The following is a 15338-nucleotide window of genomic DNA, read 5'->3' as shown; positions in this document are numbered from 1 at the left end:
CTTGGCACGTGCAGCGACGACGCGTACCACAGCCGGTCATGTGCTGGTGATCATCGATTCCGGGCTCGGAGTGATCTACGTCGTCGCCATGGTCGTGCACACGGGGGAACCGGCCTTGCTCACCCTTGCGACGCCCGTGCTGATCGCTCTTGTCCTCGCCGCGACGAAACCGACCGGCCGCTGGATCGCCGCCAAGCGAACCGTTGCCGACCGACGGGCGTAGGGCCCGACGGCTGTGCCTTCTTCGACCCGACCATTGTCGCCGAACTGCGCAGCCGCATCGGTGAAGCGAGGCTCTAATTCGAGTCTCGACGGCGAAGCATCGCGTGGTGGATGTAGTACTTGTCGACCTGGCGGGTGAAGACGCTCACCAGTTCCCAGCCGAAGTGGACGTCCAACCATTCGATGCACGATGTCAGACGTGACAAGTTCCCGTGATGGTCGGCCTTCAGCAGGCCTGAGTCCCAGGCGAGACCCCGCCGGGGCTGCGCGCAGATGACCAGATATTTTCGGGAATAGGTGCGCATGTCCACGGTTCCGTCGAGGATCGCCTTGACGTCGAGGACCCGACCCGGACCGGCGGGGAGCAGGGGCGGCTGACCGTTCACGCTCCGATGCCTCCCCGAGCAGTTCGGCGGGCGCCGCCCACCCGTGCATCGATGGGAGACCAGCCGAGTCCGTCCGGTCTCCCCCGTACCCCGATTCCGATATCGATCAACAAACGACGAATCCCCCTCAGACGCAATGTGCTCGACAGCACGACCTGGTCCACGATAACGCTCTCCAGCAGGCGGCGGAATCCGTCGGTGTTTCGGCACATCCGGCGCACCCTCCGAGTTGCCACCTCATCCACGAGACGCCAACCGCGTCAGACCCATTCTCGGCACCGGAAACAAACCGGACAAAAACGGAGTGGTCGACGTATTGCCGAGGTAGCCGCGGCGGAGTGCTATGGAATACGCCGGGCCACAGAGTGAGTCGGGGCACCGCCCGGTACAGATAATCGATCTCCACGAAAACCAGGAGGCATCGCCGTGCCCACTATCACTGCTATCACCCCGACCTCGGGCCCCACGACGGGCGGCACCAGCGTCACCATTGCCGGTACGGGATTCACCGGCCCGCTGACGGTGCGCTTCGGCTCCACCGCAACGACTTTCACCATCGACTCCGCGATCCAGATCACGGCCGTCGCGCCCGCGGGGACGGCCGGACCGGTACAGGTGACGGTCTCCGACTCGAGCGGTACCAGCAACGGAGCCACCTACACCTATCTCGCTGTGCCTGCCTTGAACTCCATCGCCCCCGGCCAAGGGCCCGCCGGGACATCGGTCACTCTCACCGGCTCGGGACTGACGGGGGCAACCGCGGTCACTTTCGGCACCACACCGGCGACTTCGTTCACCGTCGACTCGGACACGCAGATCACGGCCGTCGCCCCGGCGGGTACGGGGATCGTGGCGGTCACCGTCACCGCTCCGGGTGGCACCAGCAACGGGATTTCCTTCATCTACGTCGTGGTGCCCACCATTACGGCGATCGCCCCGGCGTCGGGTCCCACCTCGGGCGGGAACAGCGTCACGATCTCCGGCACCGGGTTCACCGGTCCGCTGACGGTACGGTTCGGCAGCACCGCGACGACATTCACGATCGACTCGTCGACGCAGATCACCGCCGTCGCTCCGGCCCACGTGGCCGGAAGCGTTCAGGTGACCGTCACCGGCTCCGGCGGCACCAGTAGTGGCCTGACCTACACCTACGTCTGATCGAGACAGCTCACGGGCCGTCGCCGGGGTTCCGGCGGCGGCCCAATCGCGTTGGGTCCGAGTGGCTCCGATCGGCTCCGAAACACTCCCGAGTCGACATTGAACAGACCGACCAGCATCATCTGGAGCCCTCCGCACACCGGCGCCGAGGAGCGGACACGATCCCTTGCCGCGTAGACGGACGCGGTAACAGCGAAAGTCATTGCGCTCGAGAGCATTTCGCTCAAAAGGGCGACAGCCGAAATCCCGGTAGACCACCCCGCTTGGCCACACCGACGAGATCGGCGCTGCGGCAAGGCCGAACGATGCGTTCCCGCTGGAGCCCCAGCGCTGGTCAACACCTGGCAACGATCTGAAAAACGGACAAAAACGGATCATCCGACGCGTTGCCGACCCGCAGATCCTGGGGCATAACGGAGTTAACCGGTTTACGACTACCGTCGGCCACCCCCGGCACGGAGGAACCAGCAAACAGAGAGGCAGCCTGATGCCTACATTCCTCTCCCCGTCCTCGGGACAGAACTCGCGAGGTCCTCGCGGCACGGCGGCAACCGGCATTCCAGTGGACGGCACCGCTCGGGCACGGGCCGCAGCGCCGCACCACGAACCCTCCTCCACCGCACACGGGTTCAACTAGACCCCACAACGCGGGCGGGCTTGCGACAACGCGATCCGAACCCTCGGATCGCCGGAATCCGACCAACCTCACGAACGCACAGCTTTCGGGCGGCGGAGTCCGCGATCGGCCGACGGCACCGTCGGTGCCACAACAAGAAAGAAAGGGAAGAACCGATGAACAAAGTAATCACCATCCTGCACAGTGAGCCCGTCCGCGCCTTGCTGTACCCGCTGCTGGCGGCGCTGATCGGCTACGGGGTCACCAAGGGCGTCCTCTCGTCGGACCTCTCGGGTTTCGTCCTCGCCATCGTCGCGGCGGCTCTGGGCCTGCCCGCGGTCGAGTCGGCGCGCCACCGGGTCAGCCCGGCGCCACCGGACAGCGGTGAACCAGCATGAGGACCCCGAAGGAAAGGACGCGCCACGACCCCTTCGAGGTGGTGCTGTGCGCCGTATTCGGCGTCTCGATGCTGTTGCAGTGCATCTACGGCCCGCCGCCGGCATCGGCGACCACGGCCATGCCATCCGGATTCCGCACGCTGTGGCTCGTCCTCATGTTGATCGGCTGCGTCGCGACGCTGGTCGGTCTGTTCGCCCGGCGCGTCTGGGGCTATCTGGTCGAGCAGGTCGGCCTGGGGGCGCTCGGCTGGTCACTGGTGGCCTTCGGTGCGCAACTGCTGCTGTTGCAGATCCAGCACCGAACCATCGGTCCGGCCACGGTTCTCGGAGGACCGCTGCCCATCGCGTTGGGTATCGCGTTTCTGTGGAAGCGCCGACAGGTACTGCAGGACGTCCGGGCGCTGCGCCTGGTGAAGATGCGGGAGGCGCCATGAACATCATCCAGCAGTCGCCGATCTTCGCGGCACTTGTGCTCATCGCCAGCTCGTCGGTGCTGTCCGCGGCGGTCACCGCGTGGTTCAAGCGCGGCGACGTCGACGCTCACATGACGAAGACGAAGGCCGACGCGGCGAAAGTCTTGAGCGACCTTGCCATTTCGCAGACCCAGCAGATGTCCGAGCAGATGGGCGAGTTCCGCATGGCGCTGCGGGTGCACCGCGAGTGGGATCGCAAGATGGTGACCCGGGCACGGCAGGCCGGCATCGAATTCGACGACCCACCGGAGCTGTTCCTGTAGCGCGAGAAGGCGCTTTCCGGGCGGAACGCTGACGGATGTCCCGGTTGGTCGCCAATCGTTCGCCAGCACCGCGACTCTCGGCGGGCTCACCGTTGGCGCCCCCTCCGGCAGCCCTGCCGAAAACAACGCTGCCACAACGCCTGCCAGGACGTTCACGTCACAACGCGACGCGCCGTTACCAATCCGAAAACGGACCAAAACGGATCGTCAGACACGTTGCCAGGCACCGATCCAAAGGAGTTAATGGAGATAGCCGGGCTGCTGAACAGCGGCGGGCGCCCCCCGGTGCAGAGGAATTATCACCACGGCGACAAGGAGGCAGCGTCATGCCTACCATCACTTCCCTCTCCCCGACATCAGGACCGACCACGGGGGGAACCAACGTCACGATCACGGGTACCGGATTCACCGGCCCCATGACCGTCCGGTTCGGTAGCACCGCGACCACTTTCACCATCAACTCCCCTACGCAGATCACGGCGATCGCTCCCGCCGGATCGGTGGGTACGGTGCAGGTCACCGTGAGCAACTCGAGCGGAACGAGCAATGGGGTCGCCTACACCTATGTGCCGGTTCCCACGCTGAACAGCATCAGCCCCAACCAGGGCTCCACCGGGGGCGGTACGACGGTCACCCTCACCGGGTCGGGCTTCACGGGCGCCACCGCGGTCAACTTCGGTAGCACACCGGCGACTTCGTTCACCGTCAACTCCGACACGCAGATCACGGCCGTCACGCCTGCCGGAACGGGGATCGTGCCGGTCACGGTGACCGGCCCGGGTGGCACCAGCGGTGCGGTGCCGTTCATCTACGTCGTCGTACCGACCATCACCGCCATCTCGCCGACCGCCGGGCCCGCCTCGGGCGGCAACACCGTCACGATCACCGGCACCGGGTTCACCGGCCCGTTGACTGTCCGGTTCGGCAATACCGCAACCATCTTCACGGTCAATTCCCCCACTCAGATCACCGCCGTCGCACCGCCCGGAACGGGCAGCGTGCAGGTGACGGTCACCGGCTCGGGCGGAACCAGCAACGGCGTCACCTACACCTACGCCGGTGTTCCCGCGCTGACCAGCCTCGCACCCAACACCGGACCGACAACCGGCGGAACCACGGTCGTCATCACCGGAACGGGCCTGTCGACTGCCACATCGGTCAGTTTCGGTGGCACACCGGCGACCTCGTTCATCGTCAACTCCGATACCCAGATCACCGCCGTCGCACCGGCCGGAACCGGGACCGTGCAGGTCACCGTCACGACACCCGGCGGAACCAGCAACGGCCTCCCCTTCACCTACGTCGCGGTGCCCGCGATCACCACGTTGGTGCCCAACACCGGTCCGGTCACCGGGGGGACGACGGTCATCATCACGGGAACGAATCTGACGGGTGCGACGGCGGTCAGTTTCGGTGGCACACCGGCGAGCTCGTTCACCGTCAACTCGGCTACCCAGATCACGGCGGTCGCGCCGGCCGGGACCGGGACCGTGCAGGTCACCGTCACGACTGCGGGCGGAACCAGTAACGGCCTCGCCTACACCTACATCCCGATCCCCGCGCTGACCACGGTGGTCCCGAACATAGGACCGGTCACCGGCGGCACTACGGTCGTCATCACCGGAATCGGGCTCACCGGAGCGACCGCGGTGAACTTCGGTGCCACACCGGCAGCCTCGTTCACCGTCGTCTCCGACACCCAGATCACCGCCGTCGCACCGGCGGGGACCGGGACGGTGCTGGTCACCGTAACGACCGCGGGCGGGACCAGTAACGGCGTCGCCTACATCTACGTCGCGGTGCCCGCCATCACCACGGTGGTTCCGAGCGTGGGACCGGTCACCGGCGGGACGACGGTCGTCATCACCGGAACCGGATTCACCGGAGCGACCGCGGTGAACTTCGGCGCCACACCGGCGACCTCGTTCGTCGTCGTCTCCGACACCCAAGTCGTCGCCGTCGCACCGGCGGGAACGGGGACCGTGGGAGTGACCGTCACCACCGGTGGCGGAACCAGCAACAGCGTCGCCTACACCTACGTCGCACTGCCCACTGTCACCGCGGTGGTGCCGAACGTGGGCGTGGAAGCAGGCGGCACGACGGTCGTCATCACCGGAACAGGTCTGACCGGAACCACCGCGGTGAATTTCGGCGCCACAGCGGCGACCTCGTTCACCGTCAATTCCGATACCCAGATCACCGCCGTCGCACCGGCGGGAACCGGCACCGTGCAGCTCACCGTCACCACCCCCGGCGGAACCAGCAGCGGCGTCGCCTACACCTACATTCCAGTACCCGCCGTCACCGCGGTGGTGCCGAATGTGGGCCCGGCGACCGGTGGCACGACGGTGATCATCACCGGCACCGGATTGACCGGAGCGACCGCGGTGAACTTCGGCGCCACACCGGCGACCTCGTTCACCGTCAACTCCGCAACCCAGATCACCGCCGTCGCACCAGCGGGAACCGGCACCGTGCAGCTCACCGTCACCACCCCCGGCGGAACCAGCAGCGGCGTCGCCTACACCTACATCGCGGTGCCCACCCTCGTCGCGGCGGTGCCGAATGTGGGGACGGAAGCGGGCGGCACAACCGTCGTCCTCACCGGCACGGGGCTGACCGGAACAACCGCGGTGAACTTCGGCGCCACACCGGCGACCTCGTTCACCGTCGACTCCGCCACCCAGATCACCGCCGTCGCACCGGCGGGAACCGGGACCGTGGTGATCACCGCGACCACGGCCGGTGGAACCAGCAACGGCCTCGCCTACACCTACGTTCCGGTACCCGCGCTGACCACACTGGTGCCGAATGTGGGCCCGGTGTCGGGAGGGACGATCGTCGTCCTCACCGGGACGGGGCTCTCTACCGCTACCGCGGTGAACTTCGGTGCTACACCGGCGACCTCGTTCATCGTCGACTCCGCAACCCAGATCACCGCCGTCGCACCGGCGGGATCCGGGACCGTGCTGGTCACCGCGACCACCGCGGGCGGAACCAGCAACGGCGTGGCCTACACCTACGTCGCGCTTCCCACCCTCGTCACGGCGGTTCCGAATCTGGGTTCGGTCTCCGGCGGCACGACCGTCGTCCTCACCGGAACAGATCTGAGCGGCACCACGGCGGTCAACTTCGGTGCCACACCGGCGACCTCGTTCACCGTCGACTCCGCCACCCAGATCACCGCCGTCGCACCGGCGGGAACCGGGACCGTGCTGGTCACCGCGACCACCGGGGGCGGAACCAGCAACGGCGTGGCCTACACCTACGTCGCGGCGCCCAGCCTGACCACCTTGCTTCCGAGCGTCGGCCTGGAAGCGGGCGGAACCGTTGTCGTCATCACGGGTACGGATCTGACAGGCACCACGGCGGTCGATTTCGGCGGCACGCCGGCGACCTCGTTCACGATCAACTCGCCAACCCAGATCACCGCCGTAGCGCCCGCCGGGACCGGTACGGTGCAAGTCACCGCCACCACCTCCGGCGGAACCAGCAACGGCCTCGCCTACACCTACCTCGCGGTTCCGGCCCTCGCGGTCGTGCTTCCGAATGTAGGACCGGCGGCCGGTGGAACGACAGTCGTCCTCACCGGGACGAACCTGACAGGCACCACCTCCGTCGATTTCGGAGGCACACCGGCAACTTCGTTCACCGTCGATTCCGCAACGCAGATCACCGCAGTCACTCCCGCCGGAACGGGAACAGTGCAAATCACCGCGACCAGCTCCGGAGGAACCAGTAATGGTCTCCCATTCATCTACATCTGACGGCTGATGCGGCTGGGCCGTCGGCGCGCTTTTGCCGGCGGCCCAGTTTCGTTGCGGTTGAGCCAATACACAGAGTCTCCGTCACCGTCGACGAAGGCTGCAGGGGTAAGGGGGTTTCCGTTGGCGACCGTACTGAAGATGCTGCTAGCGGAGCGGCATCTCAAAAGTCATCCAGATTTTCTCGTCGCGTACGACCGATGCGCGGCGCAGCTGGACCCGCCCATTCCCCCAGGGCATGGGCCGGCGAAAGCGCAGTACTACCAGTGGTTGTCCGGTCGCATGATCGGCCTTCCGCGCGACTATCACTGCCGGGTGCTCGAACGGATGTTTCCCGGCTGGACGGTTGAAGGATTGTTCCAGATGGCCAACTCGACACCGGACGGCATGGGATCGCTCGGGCCGGGTTATTCCGGCACCGATGTCCGGCTCGAGGCTTTTCTCGGGATGGAGACGAGCACCAGGGGAACCACTCTGGTGTACCCGTCGTTCGAGCTGACCAGGTCGTCCGTGGACGCACTGCGGGCGGCGGGGATCTCCCGGCGGCGAGTATTCGGGAAGCAGGAGGGCGGTTTCCCGGATCGTCCCGTCGATATCCCCTCCGTGGTGGCGGAGAACGATTTCCGGGGGCTGCTGTACATGTTCTCGTTGCTTGCGCGCCACACCAGTATTCGGGCCGAGGTCCGCAGCGACCGCTACATGGTCACCCATTACGACCGTCCGTACATCAGCTTCGGGCTGAGCGGTAACAACTGCACCCGGTTGTATCCGCACCTCGTCGACAACCCGCTGTTCACCATCCATGACAGCGGCACCGACGACGGCTCCGCGGCGGTGCGTCTGGAGTTGACCGACGGCAGCCGGTACGACTCGAACGACGACCGGAATATCGGCATCGTCGCGCGAGTACGTCCGAGCGCGGATCACCATCCCGACCGTTATTGGATCTATTGCGGCGGCCTGCGGCCACGCGGCACCGCCGGAGCGGGCTGGTATCTCGCCAACTCGTGGCTTTCCCTCCAGCACCGTGTCGGGGATCGCGAATTCGTCGCGGTCATCGGCGTGGACGAATATTCGGACCGGACGACCAGTTTGGAGCATTTGCTGATCGCTGCGCCCGAGAGGAAATGAAAGGCACGCACACCCGTCGGCCCGGACAGTCCCGACAACGACTGTCCGGGCCGCGGACGCATCGGCTCCCGCGTGCGGCCGAGCACGAGGCAGGAGGACACCGTTGAACCATCGGCCGATATCGATTCGGGCGGTACGCTCTCCCGTGCCGCGGCACCGCGAAGTCCTGATCTGGGTCCTTCCCGTCTGGGCGCGAAACCCTGTCAGTAACCGGCGGGCAACGCCGCCAGCATGTCCCGTGTCACGGCGACGGCGTTATCGGAACTGCCACCTTTGACCAGCAGCGTGGCGAAGGCGATGTCGCCACGGTAACCGACGAACCAGGAGTGCGAGCCGCCGTCCACTTCGGCCTCGCCGGTCTTGCCGTAGACCGTTCCTTGATCGGCGATCCGCTCCGCCGTGCCGCCGACGACCACCTTGCGCATCATCGCGCGCAATCCTTCGATGACGTCGGGAGCCAGCGCCGGGCGATCACCGTCGATCTGTGTGAGGCGCCCCGCGATGAGGTACGGCACGGGCGCAGAGCCGTGCGCGATGGTCGCCGCCATGAGCGCCATGCCGAACGGGCTGACCACCACTCTGCCCTGACCGATGCCGTCCTCGGTGCGCTGGATCAGGTCGTCGGAGGGCGGCACCGAGCCCGAGGCCGTCGGCAGCCCCACCACCGAATAGACGGGCCCGACACCGAGCTTCGCCGCGGCCTCGTGCAACGCGGGGCCGGGCAGCTCGCTGGCGAGTTCGGCGAACGAGGTGTTGCAGGACCTCTCGTAGGCCGTCGACATCGGCACATCGCCGACGGTGAACAAGTTGTAGTTGGGGATGGTCCGCTCGCCGATGACGATGCGGCTCGGACACGGCAGCACCGTATCCGGCGTCGCGAGGCCGTTCGACATGGCCGCGGCCGCGGTCACCGTCTTGAACACCGAACCGGGCGGGTACTGGCCGATCGTCGCGAGGGGACCGTCCCGGTCGGCGGCCCTGTTCTGCGCGACCGCGAGGATCGCACCGGTGGACGGGCGCAGCACCACCATCATGGTCTGCTCGGTACGCGGCCGCACGGCGAGCTGGGCGGCGTTCTGCACATTGCGGTCGATGCTGAGCGAGAACGACGGCGCGGGCTGGGAGGGCACTTCCATCAGCACATCGGTGTCGGCGCCGTTGGAGTTCATGGTGACCACGCTCCACCCCGCCTTGCCGTCCACCTCCGCGATCACCGTCTTGCGCACCTGGGTGAGCAGATCGGGCGCGAATTCCCGATCGGTGGCGACCAGATCCCACTGCTGGGTCAGCGTGACACCGGGCAGCCCGATGAGATCGGTGGTCACCTGGCCGGATTCGGTCTCGTTGAGCAGCGCGACCGTGTAAGCGCCCTTGGCCGCCTTCGCCTCGTCGAGGATCGACTGCGGTGTGAGCGACTTGTCGAAGCGGTGCAGCGCGGCGGCCAGCGTGGTGGCCACGGACGCGGGATCGGCGGCGTCGGCCGCGACGAACGTGACCCGGGAAACCTTGCCGGGCACCATGACGTCGCTGCCGGACTGCTCGTTGACCCGCGCCCGCGGCGGCGGGTTGGTCCGTAACGCCATGGTCTGGGTGTCGCCGAGTTTGGGGTGGATGTCGGAGGAGGTCCAACGGACCATCCAGCGCCCGTTGCTGCGGCCCATCTGCAGCTGGCCCGAGTACTTCCACATCCGGTTCTTGGGCAACCGCCACTCGTAGGTGTAGTCGACGGTCGCGGTGTCACCGGTCACGCGCGCCGCCCCGGTGCGCGCGGTGAGCTGTTCGGCCTGAAGCTGATCCCACGCGGAACGCAACGCGTCGCTCGCCTTCTCCGGCAGATTGGTGAGCTGCGCGGCAGCGGTCACCCGATGCTCGGCGAACGCTTTGACGAAGGCGTCGGCGGCGGGAACAGGCCCCTGCGGCTCGCTCGCACAACCGGCGGCGGCCACCGTGCAGGCCGCGACGGCGAGCGAGAGGAGCGTCCGAGTCGACATCGGCACCGATCGTAATAGTCACCGACAGGCAAATGCCTGCGGCACTCCGGAATTCGCCGTGCCAACGGGCGTGTTCAGTCGACGAGGACGGTGGCGAAGGTCGCGATCTGGCGAAACCCGACCCTGCTGTAGGCGCGGCGGGCGATCGCGTTGTAATCGTTCACGTACAGGCTCGCGGTGCGGCCGGAAGCGACCACCGCGTTGGCGACCGCCGAGGTGCCCGCGGTGCCACGGCCCTTCCCCCGATGATCCGGATGCACCCAGACCCCCTGGATCTGGCCCGTGCGCCGGGACAGTGAGCCGACCTCGGCTTTGAAGACCACTTCCCCGTCCTCGAAACGGGCCCAGGCACGGCCGGATTCGATCAGGCTCTGGATGCGGCGGCGATAGCCGCGGCCGCCGTCCCCCGCGCGCGGATCGACGCCGACCTCCTCGATGAACATCGCGATCGCGGCCGAGAGGTAGCGATCGAGCTCGTCGCGACGCACCCGGCGGACCTCTTGGTCGGGCGTGGACAACGGCGGCTGGGCCAGCGCCAGCAGCGGCTGTTCCCCGCGTAGCTCCCGCTCCGGGCCCCAGTGTCCGGACAGCATCTCCCACAGCGGCAACGCCAGTTCTCTGCGCCCCACCACCGAGGAACAGATCCGAGGCCAGCGGATCGCCCGATCGGCGAACGCGCGCAACGCGTCACGATCACCCAGCAACGGCACCAGGTTCGCCCCCGAGAAACACAGCGACTCGGCGGGACCGCCTCTGCTCCAGAGCTCACCCTGCCCGCACCGGTTGTCCAGGCCGAACTCCTGCAACCGGGCGGCGACCATGCACGAGGCCACCGGATCGGCATCCAGCACACGCAGCACCTGAGCAAGATCTCGATTAGCGAGCTGCCGCGCAGGGGCGTATTTGGCCCGTCGCGCCGGCTCCAGCAGACTCCGCACGATGACAGCCTGCCACGAACCGGCGCGATGCGGTATGGCTATGCCGAAAGCCCTGGTGAGCGGCGCTCAGCTGACGGTGACGACCGGTTCGCCTGCGACCGCGTCCTCGCCCATCTCCTCGGCGATGCGCAGCGCCTCTTCGATGAGCGTCTCGACGATCTTCGCCTCCGGGACGGTCTTGATGACCTCGCCCTTGACGAAGATCTGGCCCTTGCCGTTGCCGGAGGCCACACCCAGATCGGCCTCGCGCGCCTCGCCGGGTCCGTTCACCACGCAGCCCATGACGGCCACCCGCAGCGGCACCGTCATGCCCTCCAAGCCCGCGGTCACCTCGTTGGCGAGCGTGTACACGTCGACCTGCGCGCGCCCGCAAGACGGGCAGGACACGATCTCCAGCTTGCGCGGGCGCAGGTTCAGCGATTGCAGGATCTGCCCACCGACCTTGACCTCCTCGGCAGGCGGCGCGGACAGCGACACCCGGATCGTGTCGCCGATGCCCTCCGACAACAGCGCGCCGAACGCGACCGCCGACTTGATCGTGCCCTGGAACGCCGGGCCCGCCTCGGTGACGCCGAGGTGCAGCGGGTAATCGCACTGCGCGGCCAGCTGACGATAGGCCTCCACCATGATCACCGGGTCGTTGTGCTTGACCGAGATCTTGATGTCGCCGAACCCGTGCTCCTCGAACAGGCTCGCCTCCCACAGCGCCGACTCCACCAGCGCCTCCGGAGTGGCCTTGCCGTACTTCTCCATCATCCGCTTGTCCAGCGAACCGGCGTTGACACCGATCCGGATGGGAATCCCGGCGGCGCCCGCGGCCTTGGCGACCTCCGCGACCCGGCCGTCGAACTCCTTGATGTTGCCGGGGTTGACGCGCACCGCCGCGCATCCGGCGTCGATCGCCGCGAAGATGTAGCGCGGCTGGAAGTGGATGTCGGCGATCACCGGAATCTGGGATTTCGCCGCGATCGTGGCCAGCGCGTCCGCGTCCTCCTGACGCGGGCAGGCCACCCGCACGATGTCGCACCCCGACGCGGTGAGTTCCGCGATCTGCTGCAGGGTGGCGTTCACATCGTGCGTCTTGGTCGTGGTCATGGACTGCACCGAGATCGGGTGATCACTGCCCACCCCGACGTTGCCCACCATCAACTGGCGGGTCTTACGCCGGGGAGCGAGCACCGCAGCGGGCGCGGTCGGCATCCCCAATCCGATTGTGCTGGTCACCTTCGGCTGCCTACTTTCGTCGTGTCCGGCCGGTTGGTGCCGAGTCTAGCCTTGGCGCACGACGCCCACCCTGTGACAGCAACGACAAGGCTTCCCCGGTTGACCGCGCCAGACTACGTCGCGAGCCGCACCGCACGCCCGGCGGCCCCGGTCAGAACAGCTTGATCGGGTTGACGATGTCGGCGGCCAGGGTGAGCAGCATGTAGGCGCCGCCGATCACCACGACCACGTACGTGGCGGGCAGCAACTTCAGGTAGTTCACCGGCGCACCGGGCGCGAGCCCCTTCCAGCCGCGGATGGTGTTGCGGATCTTCTCGTAGATCACCACCGCGATGTGGCCGCCGTCCAGCGGCAGCAACGGCAGCAGGTTGAAGATGCCGAGGAAGAAGTTCAGGCTGGCCAGCACCAGGATGAACATGTTCCACAGGCCGCGTTCCGCGGTCTCGCCACCGATCTTGCTGGCGCCGTACACGCTGACCGGGGTTTCCGGATCCCGCTCACCGCCGGTGACCGCGTCCCACAGCGAGGACACCTTCGCGGGCATCTCGGTCAGCGAGTCCACCGTGCGCACGAACATGTCCCCGGTGAATGTGGCCGCGGCGGGAACGGCGCCCAGAACGTCGTATTGCACGGGTTCGTAGCGTTCCGGCGCCACGCCGATGGCTCCGACCTCGCGGCCCGCGCCACCGCCCTCGGGGTAGCGGATGACCCGCTCCGGGGTGACGGGAATGCTGAGGGTGCGGCCGTCCCGCTCGACGAGGTAGGTGAACGGGCCGGTCTGCTTCTGCGTCTCGGCCTGGAACTGACGCCAGGTGTCCACCTTGACGCCGTTCACCTCTTTGACGATGTCGCCGCGCTGCAACCCGGCGCGCTGCGCGGGGCCGGGGCCGGTGCACGGTTCGCTGGTGCCGTCCGGCTTGCCCTGCGGCACGCAGCTCATCTCGCCCAGCGCGGTGGCCGGGGGTTCCTTCAGGTTCGGCAGTCCCCAGCCGATGGCGAGCACCACGATCAGGATGAAGCCGAGGACGAAGTTCATCGCGATGCCGCCGGACATCACGACCAGCCGCTTCCAGGTGGCCTGGCGGTACATGGCGCGGTCGAGTTCTTCCGGGCGCAGTTCGTCGAGCGCCGTCATACCCGCGATGTCGCAGAAACCGCCGAGCGGAAGCGCCTTGAGGCCGTACTCGGTCTCACCGCGGCGGAACGAGAAGATCTTCGGTCCGAATCCGATGAAATACCGCCGCACCTTCATGCCGGTCGCCTGGGCGGTCCACATGTGCCCACATTCGTGCAGCGCGATCGACACGGTGATGCCCAGCGCGAACAGCACGAACCCCAACGCGAACACCATTTGCTCTACAGCCCTCCTGCGTTTGCGCAGCTCGAATATCCCGCACGCACGCGTCCGCTCCTGGCCGCGAGCACTCTGATCACCCTAATGGGTGCTGTCGGACGTAGTCCGTCTTCAGCCCGCGAATGGCCGGAGCGAAGGCGGAGGTACGCCTGACCGGACAAAGTCGTGTCCTGTGTTCAGTGTGCCAGGACGCCGCCGCTTCGCGCGTCCGATCCGGCGCGCGACGGTGTCAGCCGCGTACCCGGGCGGCGGCGAACTCCCGCGCCCAGGTGTCCGCGGCGAGCACCTCCTCGAGCGAATCCGGCTCGGCGCGCCACTGCTCGGCGGCCTCCACCGCGGCGGCCACCGTGCCGACGATCTGCGGGAAGCGGATAGCTCCGTCCAGGAAAGCCTGCACCGCGACCTCGTTGGCGGCGTTGTAGACCGCGGTGACGCTGCCTCCAGCCTGCCCGGCCGCACGGGCCAGCTCGACCGCGGGGAAGACACCGTTGTCGACCGGTTCGAACGTCCAGGTGGAGGCGGTGCCGAAATCGCAGGCGGCGGCCGCGCCCGGCACCCGGTCCGGCCAGCCGAGCGCCAGCGCGATGGGCAGCTTCATGTCCGGCGGGCTGGCCTGGGCGAGCGTGGAGCCATCGGTGAAGGTGACCATCGAGTGCACGATCGACTGGGGGTGCACGGTGACGTCGATGCGGTCGTAAGGAATCCCGAACAGCAGGTGGGTCTCGATCAGCTCGAGCCCCTTGTTCACCAGCGAGGCCGAGTTCAGGGTGTTCATCAAGCCCATCGACCAGGTGGGATGGGCCTTGGCCTCGGCCGGACCCACCGACTCGAGCATGTCGGCGGTCCAGCCGCGGAACGGGCCGCCGGACGCGGTCAGCACCAGCCGGTCGACCTCGTCGGCGCGGCCGCCGCGCAGGCACTGCGCCAGCGCGGAATGTTCCGAATCCACCGGGACGATCTGCCCGGGGGCGGCGGCGCGTGTGACCAAGGAACCGCCCGCCACCAGGGATTCCTTGTTGGCCAGGGCGAGGCGGGTGCCCGACTGGAGGGTGGCCAGCGTCGGTTCCAGCCCGAGCGAACCGACCAGGGCGTTGAGCACCACGTCCGCCTCGGTGCGTCGCACCAGCTCGGTCACCGCCCCCGGGCCGCCCAGCGGCAGGTCCAGCCGCTGGGCCGCGGCCGGATCGGCGACGGCCACATTGCGCGTGCCCGTCGCGGCCATCTGGGCGGCGAGCAACTCGGTGTTGCCGCCGCGCGCGGCGAGTCCGACCACCTCGAAGCGGTCGGGATTGGCGGCGATCACCTCGAGCGCTTGGGTGCCAATGGATCCGGTGCTGCCCAGGAGCAGGACTCTCACGATGTCGGACACGACTTCATTGTGTCCTACCGCCGGAACGCGTCCGACGGGGCGCGGGCCGAC

Annotated in this window: 13 protein-coding genes; 7 read left to right on the top strand and 6 right to left on the bottom strand. The window is 67.5% G+C overall.

Annotation, left to right across the window (positions count from 1 at the left end; genetic code table 11):
- Nucleotide 1: 1 nt before the first annotated feature.
- Nucleotides 2-223: a hypothetical protein gene (locus ABZ803_RS07055; protein WP_357033851.1), complete on the top strand. Its 222-nt coding sequence runs from the start codon at nucleotides 2-4 to the stop codon at nucleotides 221-223.
- Between the two features lie 73 nt (nucleotides 224-296).
- Here ABZ803_RS07055 and ABZ803_RS07050 read toward each other — a convergent pair whose 3' ends face one another.
- Nucleotides 297-608: a hypothetical protein gene (locus tag ABZ803_RS07050; RefSeq protein WP_357033849.1), complete on the bottom strand. Its 312-nt coding sequence runs from the start codon at nucleotides 606-608 to the stop codon at nucleotides 297-299.
- A 426-nt stretch (nucleotides 609-1034) separates the two neighbouring features.
- On the opposite strand from ABZ803_RS07050, the gene ABZ803_RS07045 reads away from it, so the two are divergent.
- The 6 genes from ABZ803_RS07045 to ABZ803_RS07020 all read left to right on the top strand — a co-directional run bounded on the left by ABZ803_RS07045 (nucleotide 1035) and on the right by ABZ803_RS07020 (nucleotide 8411).
- Nucleotides 1035-1766: an IPT/TIG domain-containing protein gene (locus ABZ803_RS07045; RefSeq protein ID WP_357033847.1), complete on the top strand. Its 732-nt coding sequence runs from the start codon at nucleotides 1035-1037 to the stop codon at nucleotides 1764-1766.
- Between the two features lie 792 nt (nucleotides 1767-2558).
- Nucleotides 2559-2780: a hypothetical protein gene (locus tag ABZ803_RS07040; RefSeq protein WP_040868217.1), complete on the top strand. Its 222-nt coding sequence runs from the start codon at nucleotides 2559-2561 to the stop codon at nucleotides 2778-2780.
- Nucleotides 2777-3214 (top strand): hypothetical protein, encoded by a 438-nt coding sequence (locus ABZ803_RS07035; protein ID WP_357033845.1) that lies wholly within the window; start codon nucleotides 2777-2779, stop codon nucleotides 3212-3214. Before ABZ803_RS07040 ends, ABZ803_RS07035 begins: the two co-directional genes overlap by 4 nt.
- Nucleotides 3211-3516, top strand: coding sequence for a hypothetical protein (locus ABZ803_RS07030; RefSeq protein WP_040868226.1), 306 nt, complete (start codon nucleotides 3211-3213; stop codon nucleotides 3514-3516). The genes ABZ803_RS07035 and ABZ803_RS07030 overlap by 4 nt, the downstream gene beginning before the upstream one ends.
- A gap of 326 nt (nucleotides 3517-3842) precedes the next feature.
- Nucleotides 3843-7283, top strand: coding sequence for an IPT/TIG domain-containing protein (locus ABZ803_RS07025; protein ID WP_357033843.1), 3441 nt, complete (start codon nucleotides 3843-3845; stop codon nucleotides 7281-7283).
- A 6-nt stretch (nucleotides 7284-7289) separates the two neighbouring features.
- Complete coding sequence (locus ABZ803_RS07020; RefSeq protein WP_357033841.1) at nucleotides 7290-8411, top strand: hypothetical protein; 1122 nt, start codon at nucleotides 7290-7292, stop codon at nucleotides 8409-8411.
- A 203-nt stretch (nucleotides 8412-8614) separates the two neighbouring features.
- On the opposite strand, the gene ABZ803_RS07015 is transcribed toward ABZ803_RS07020, so the two are convergent.
- The 5 genes from ABZ803_RS07015 to dxr form a co-directional block, all read right to left on the bottom strand.
- Nucleotides 8615-10402 carry a penicillin-binding transpeptidase domain-containing protein gene (locus tag ABZ803_RS07015; RefSeq protein ID WP_357033839.1) on the bottom strand — a complete coding sequence of 596 codons (1788 nt, stop codon included), beginning with the start codon at nucleotides 10400-10402 and terminating at the stop codon, nucleotides 8615-8617.
- A 74-nt stretch (nucleotides 10403-10476) separates the two neighbouring features.
- Nucleotides 10477-11340: a GNAT family N-acetyltransferase gene (locus ABZ803_RS07010; protein WP_084498823.1), complete on the bottom strand. Its 864-nt coding sequence runs from the start codon at nucleotides 11338-11340 to the stop codon at nucleotides 10477-10479.
- 66 nt (nucleotides 11341-11406) lie between these two features.
- Nucleotides 11407-12564, bottom strand: coding sequence for a flavodoxin-dependent (E)-4-hydroxy-3-methylbut-2-enyl-diphosphate synthase (ispG, locus tag ABZ803_RS07005; RefSeq protein ID WP_062969808.1), 1158 nt, complete (start codon nucleotides 12562-12564; stop codon nucleotides 11407-11409).
- A gap of 151 nt (nucleotides 12565-12715) precedes the next feature.
- Complete coding sequence (locus tag ABZ803_RS07000) at nucleotides 12716-13915, bottom strand: M50 family metallopeptidase (RefSeq protein WP_357033837.1); 1200 nt, start codon at nucleotides 13913-13915, stop codon at nucleotides 12716-12718.
- Nucleotides 13916-14147: 232 nt separating this feature from the next.
- The gene (gene dxr, locus ABZ803_RS06995; RefSeq protein WP_357033835.1) at nucleotides 14148-15287 is read right to left on the bottom strand and encodes a 1-deoxy-D-xylulose-5-phosphate reductoisomerase; all 1140 of its coding nucleotides are present in this window, start codon (nucleotides 15285-15287) and stop codon (nucleotides 14148-14150) included.
- Nucleotides 15288-15338: the final 51 nt, after the last annotated feature.

Origin of the sequence: Nocardia sp. NPDC047648, assembly GCF_040642815.1 — a bacterium.
Taxonomy (GTDB): Bacteria; Actinomycetota; Actinomycetes; order Mycobacteriales; family Mycobacteriaceae; genus Nocardia; species Nocardia gamkensis.
Note: the sequence above shows the minus strand (reverse complement) of the source record. Positions and strands in the feature narration are given on the sequence as shown.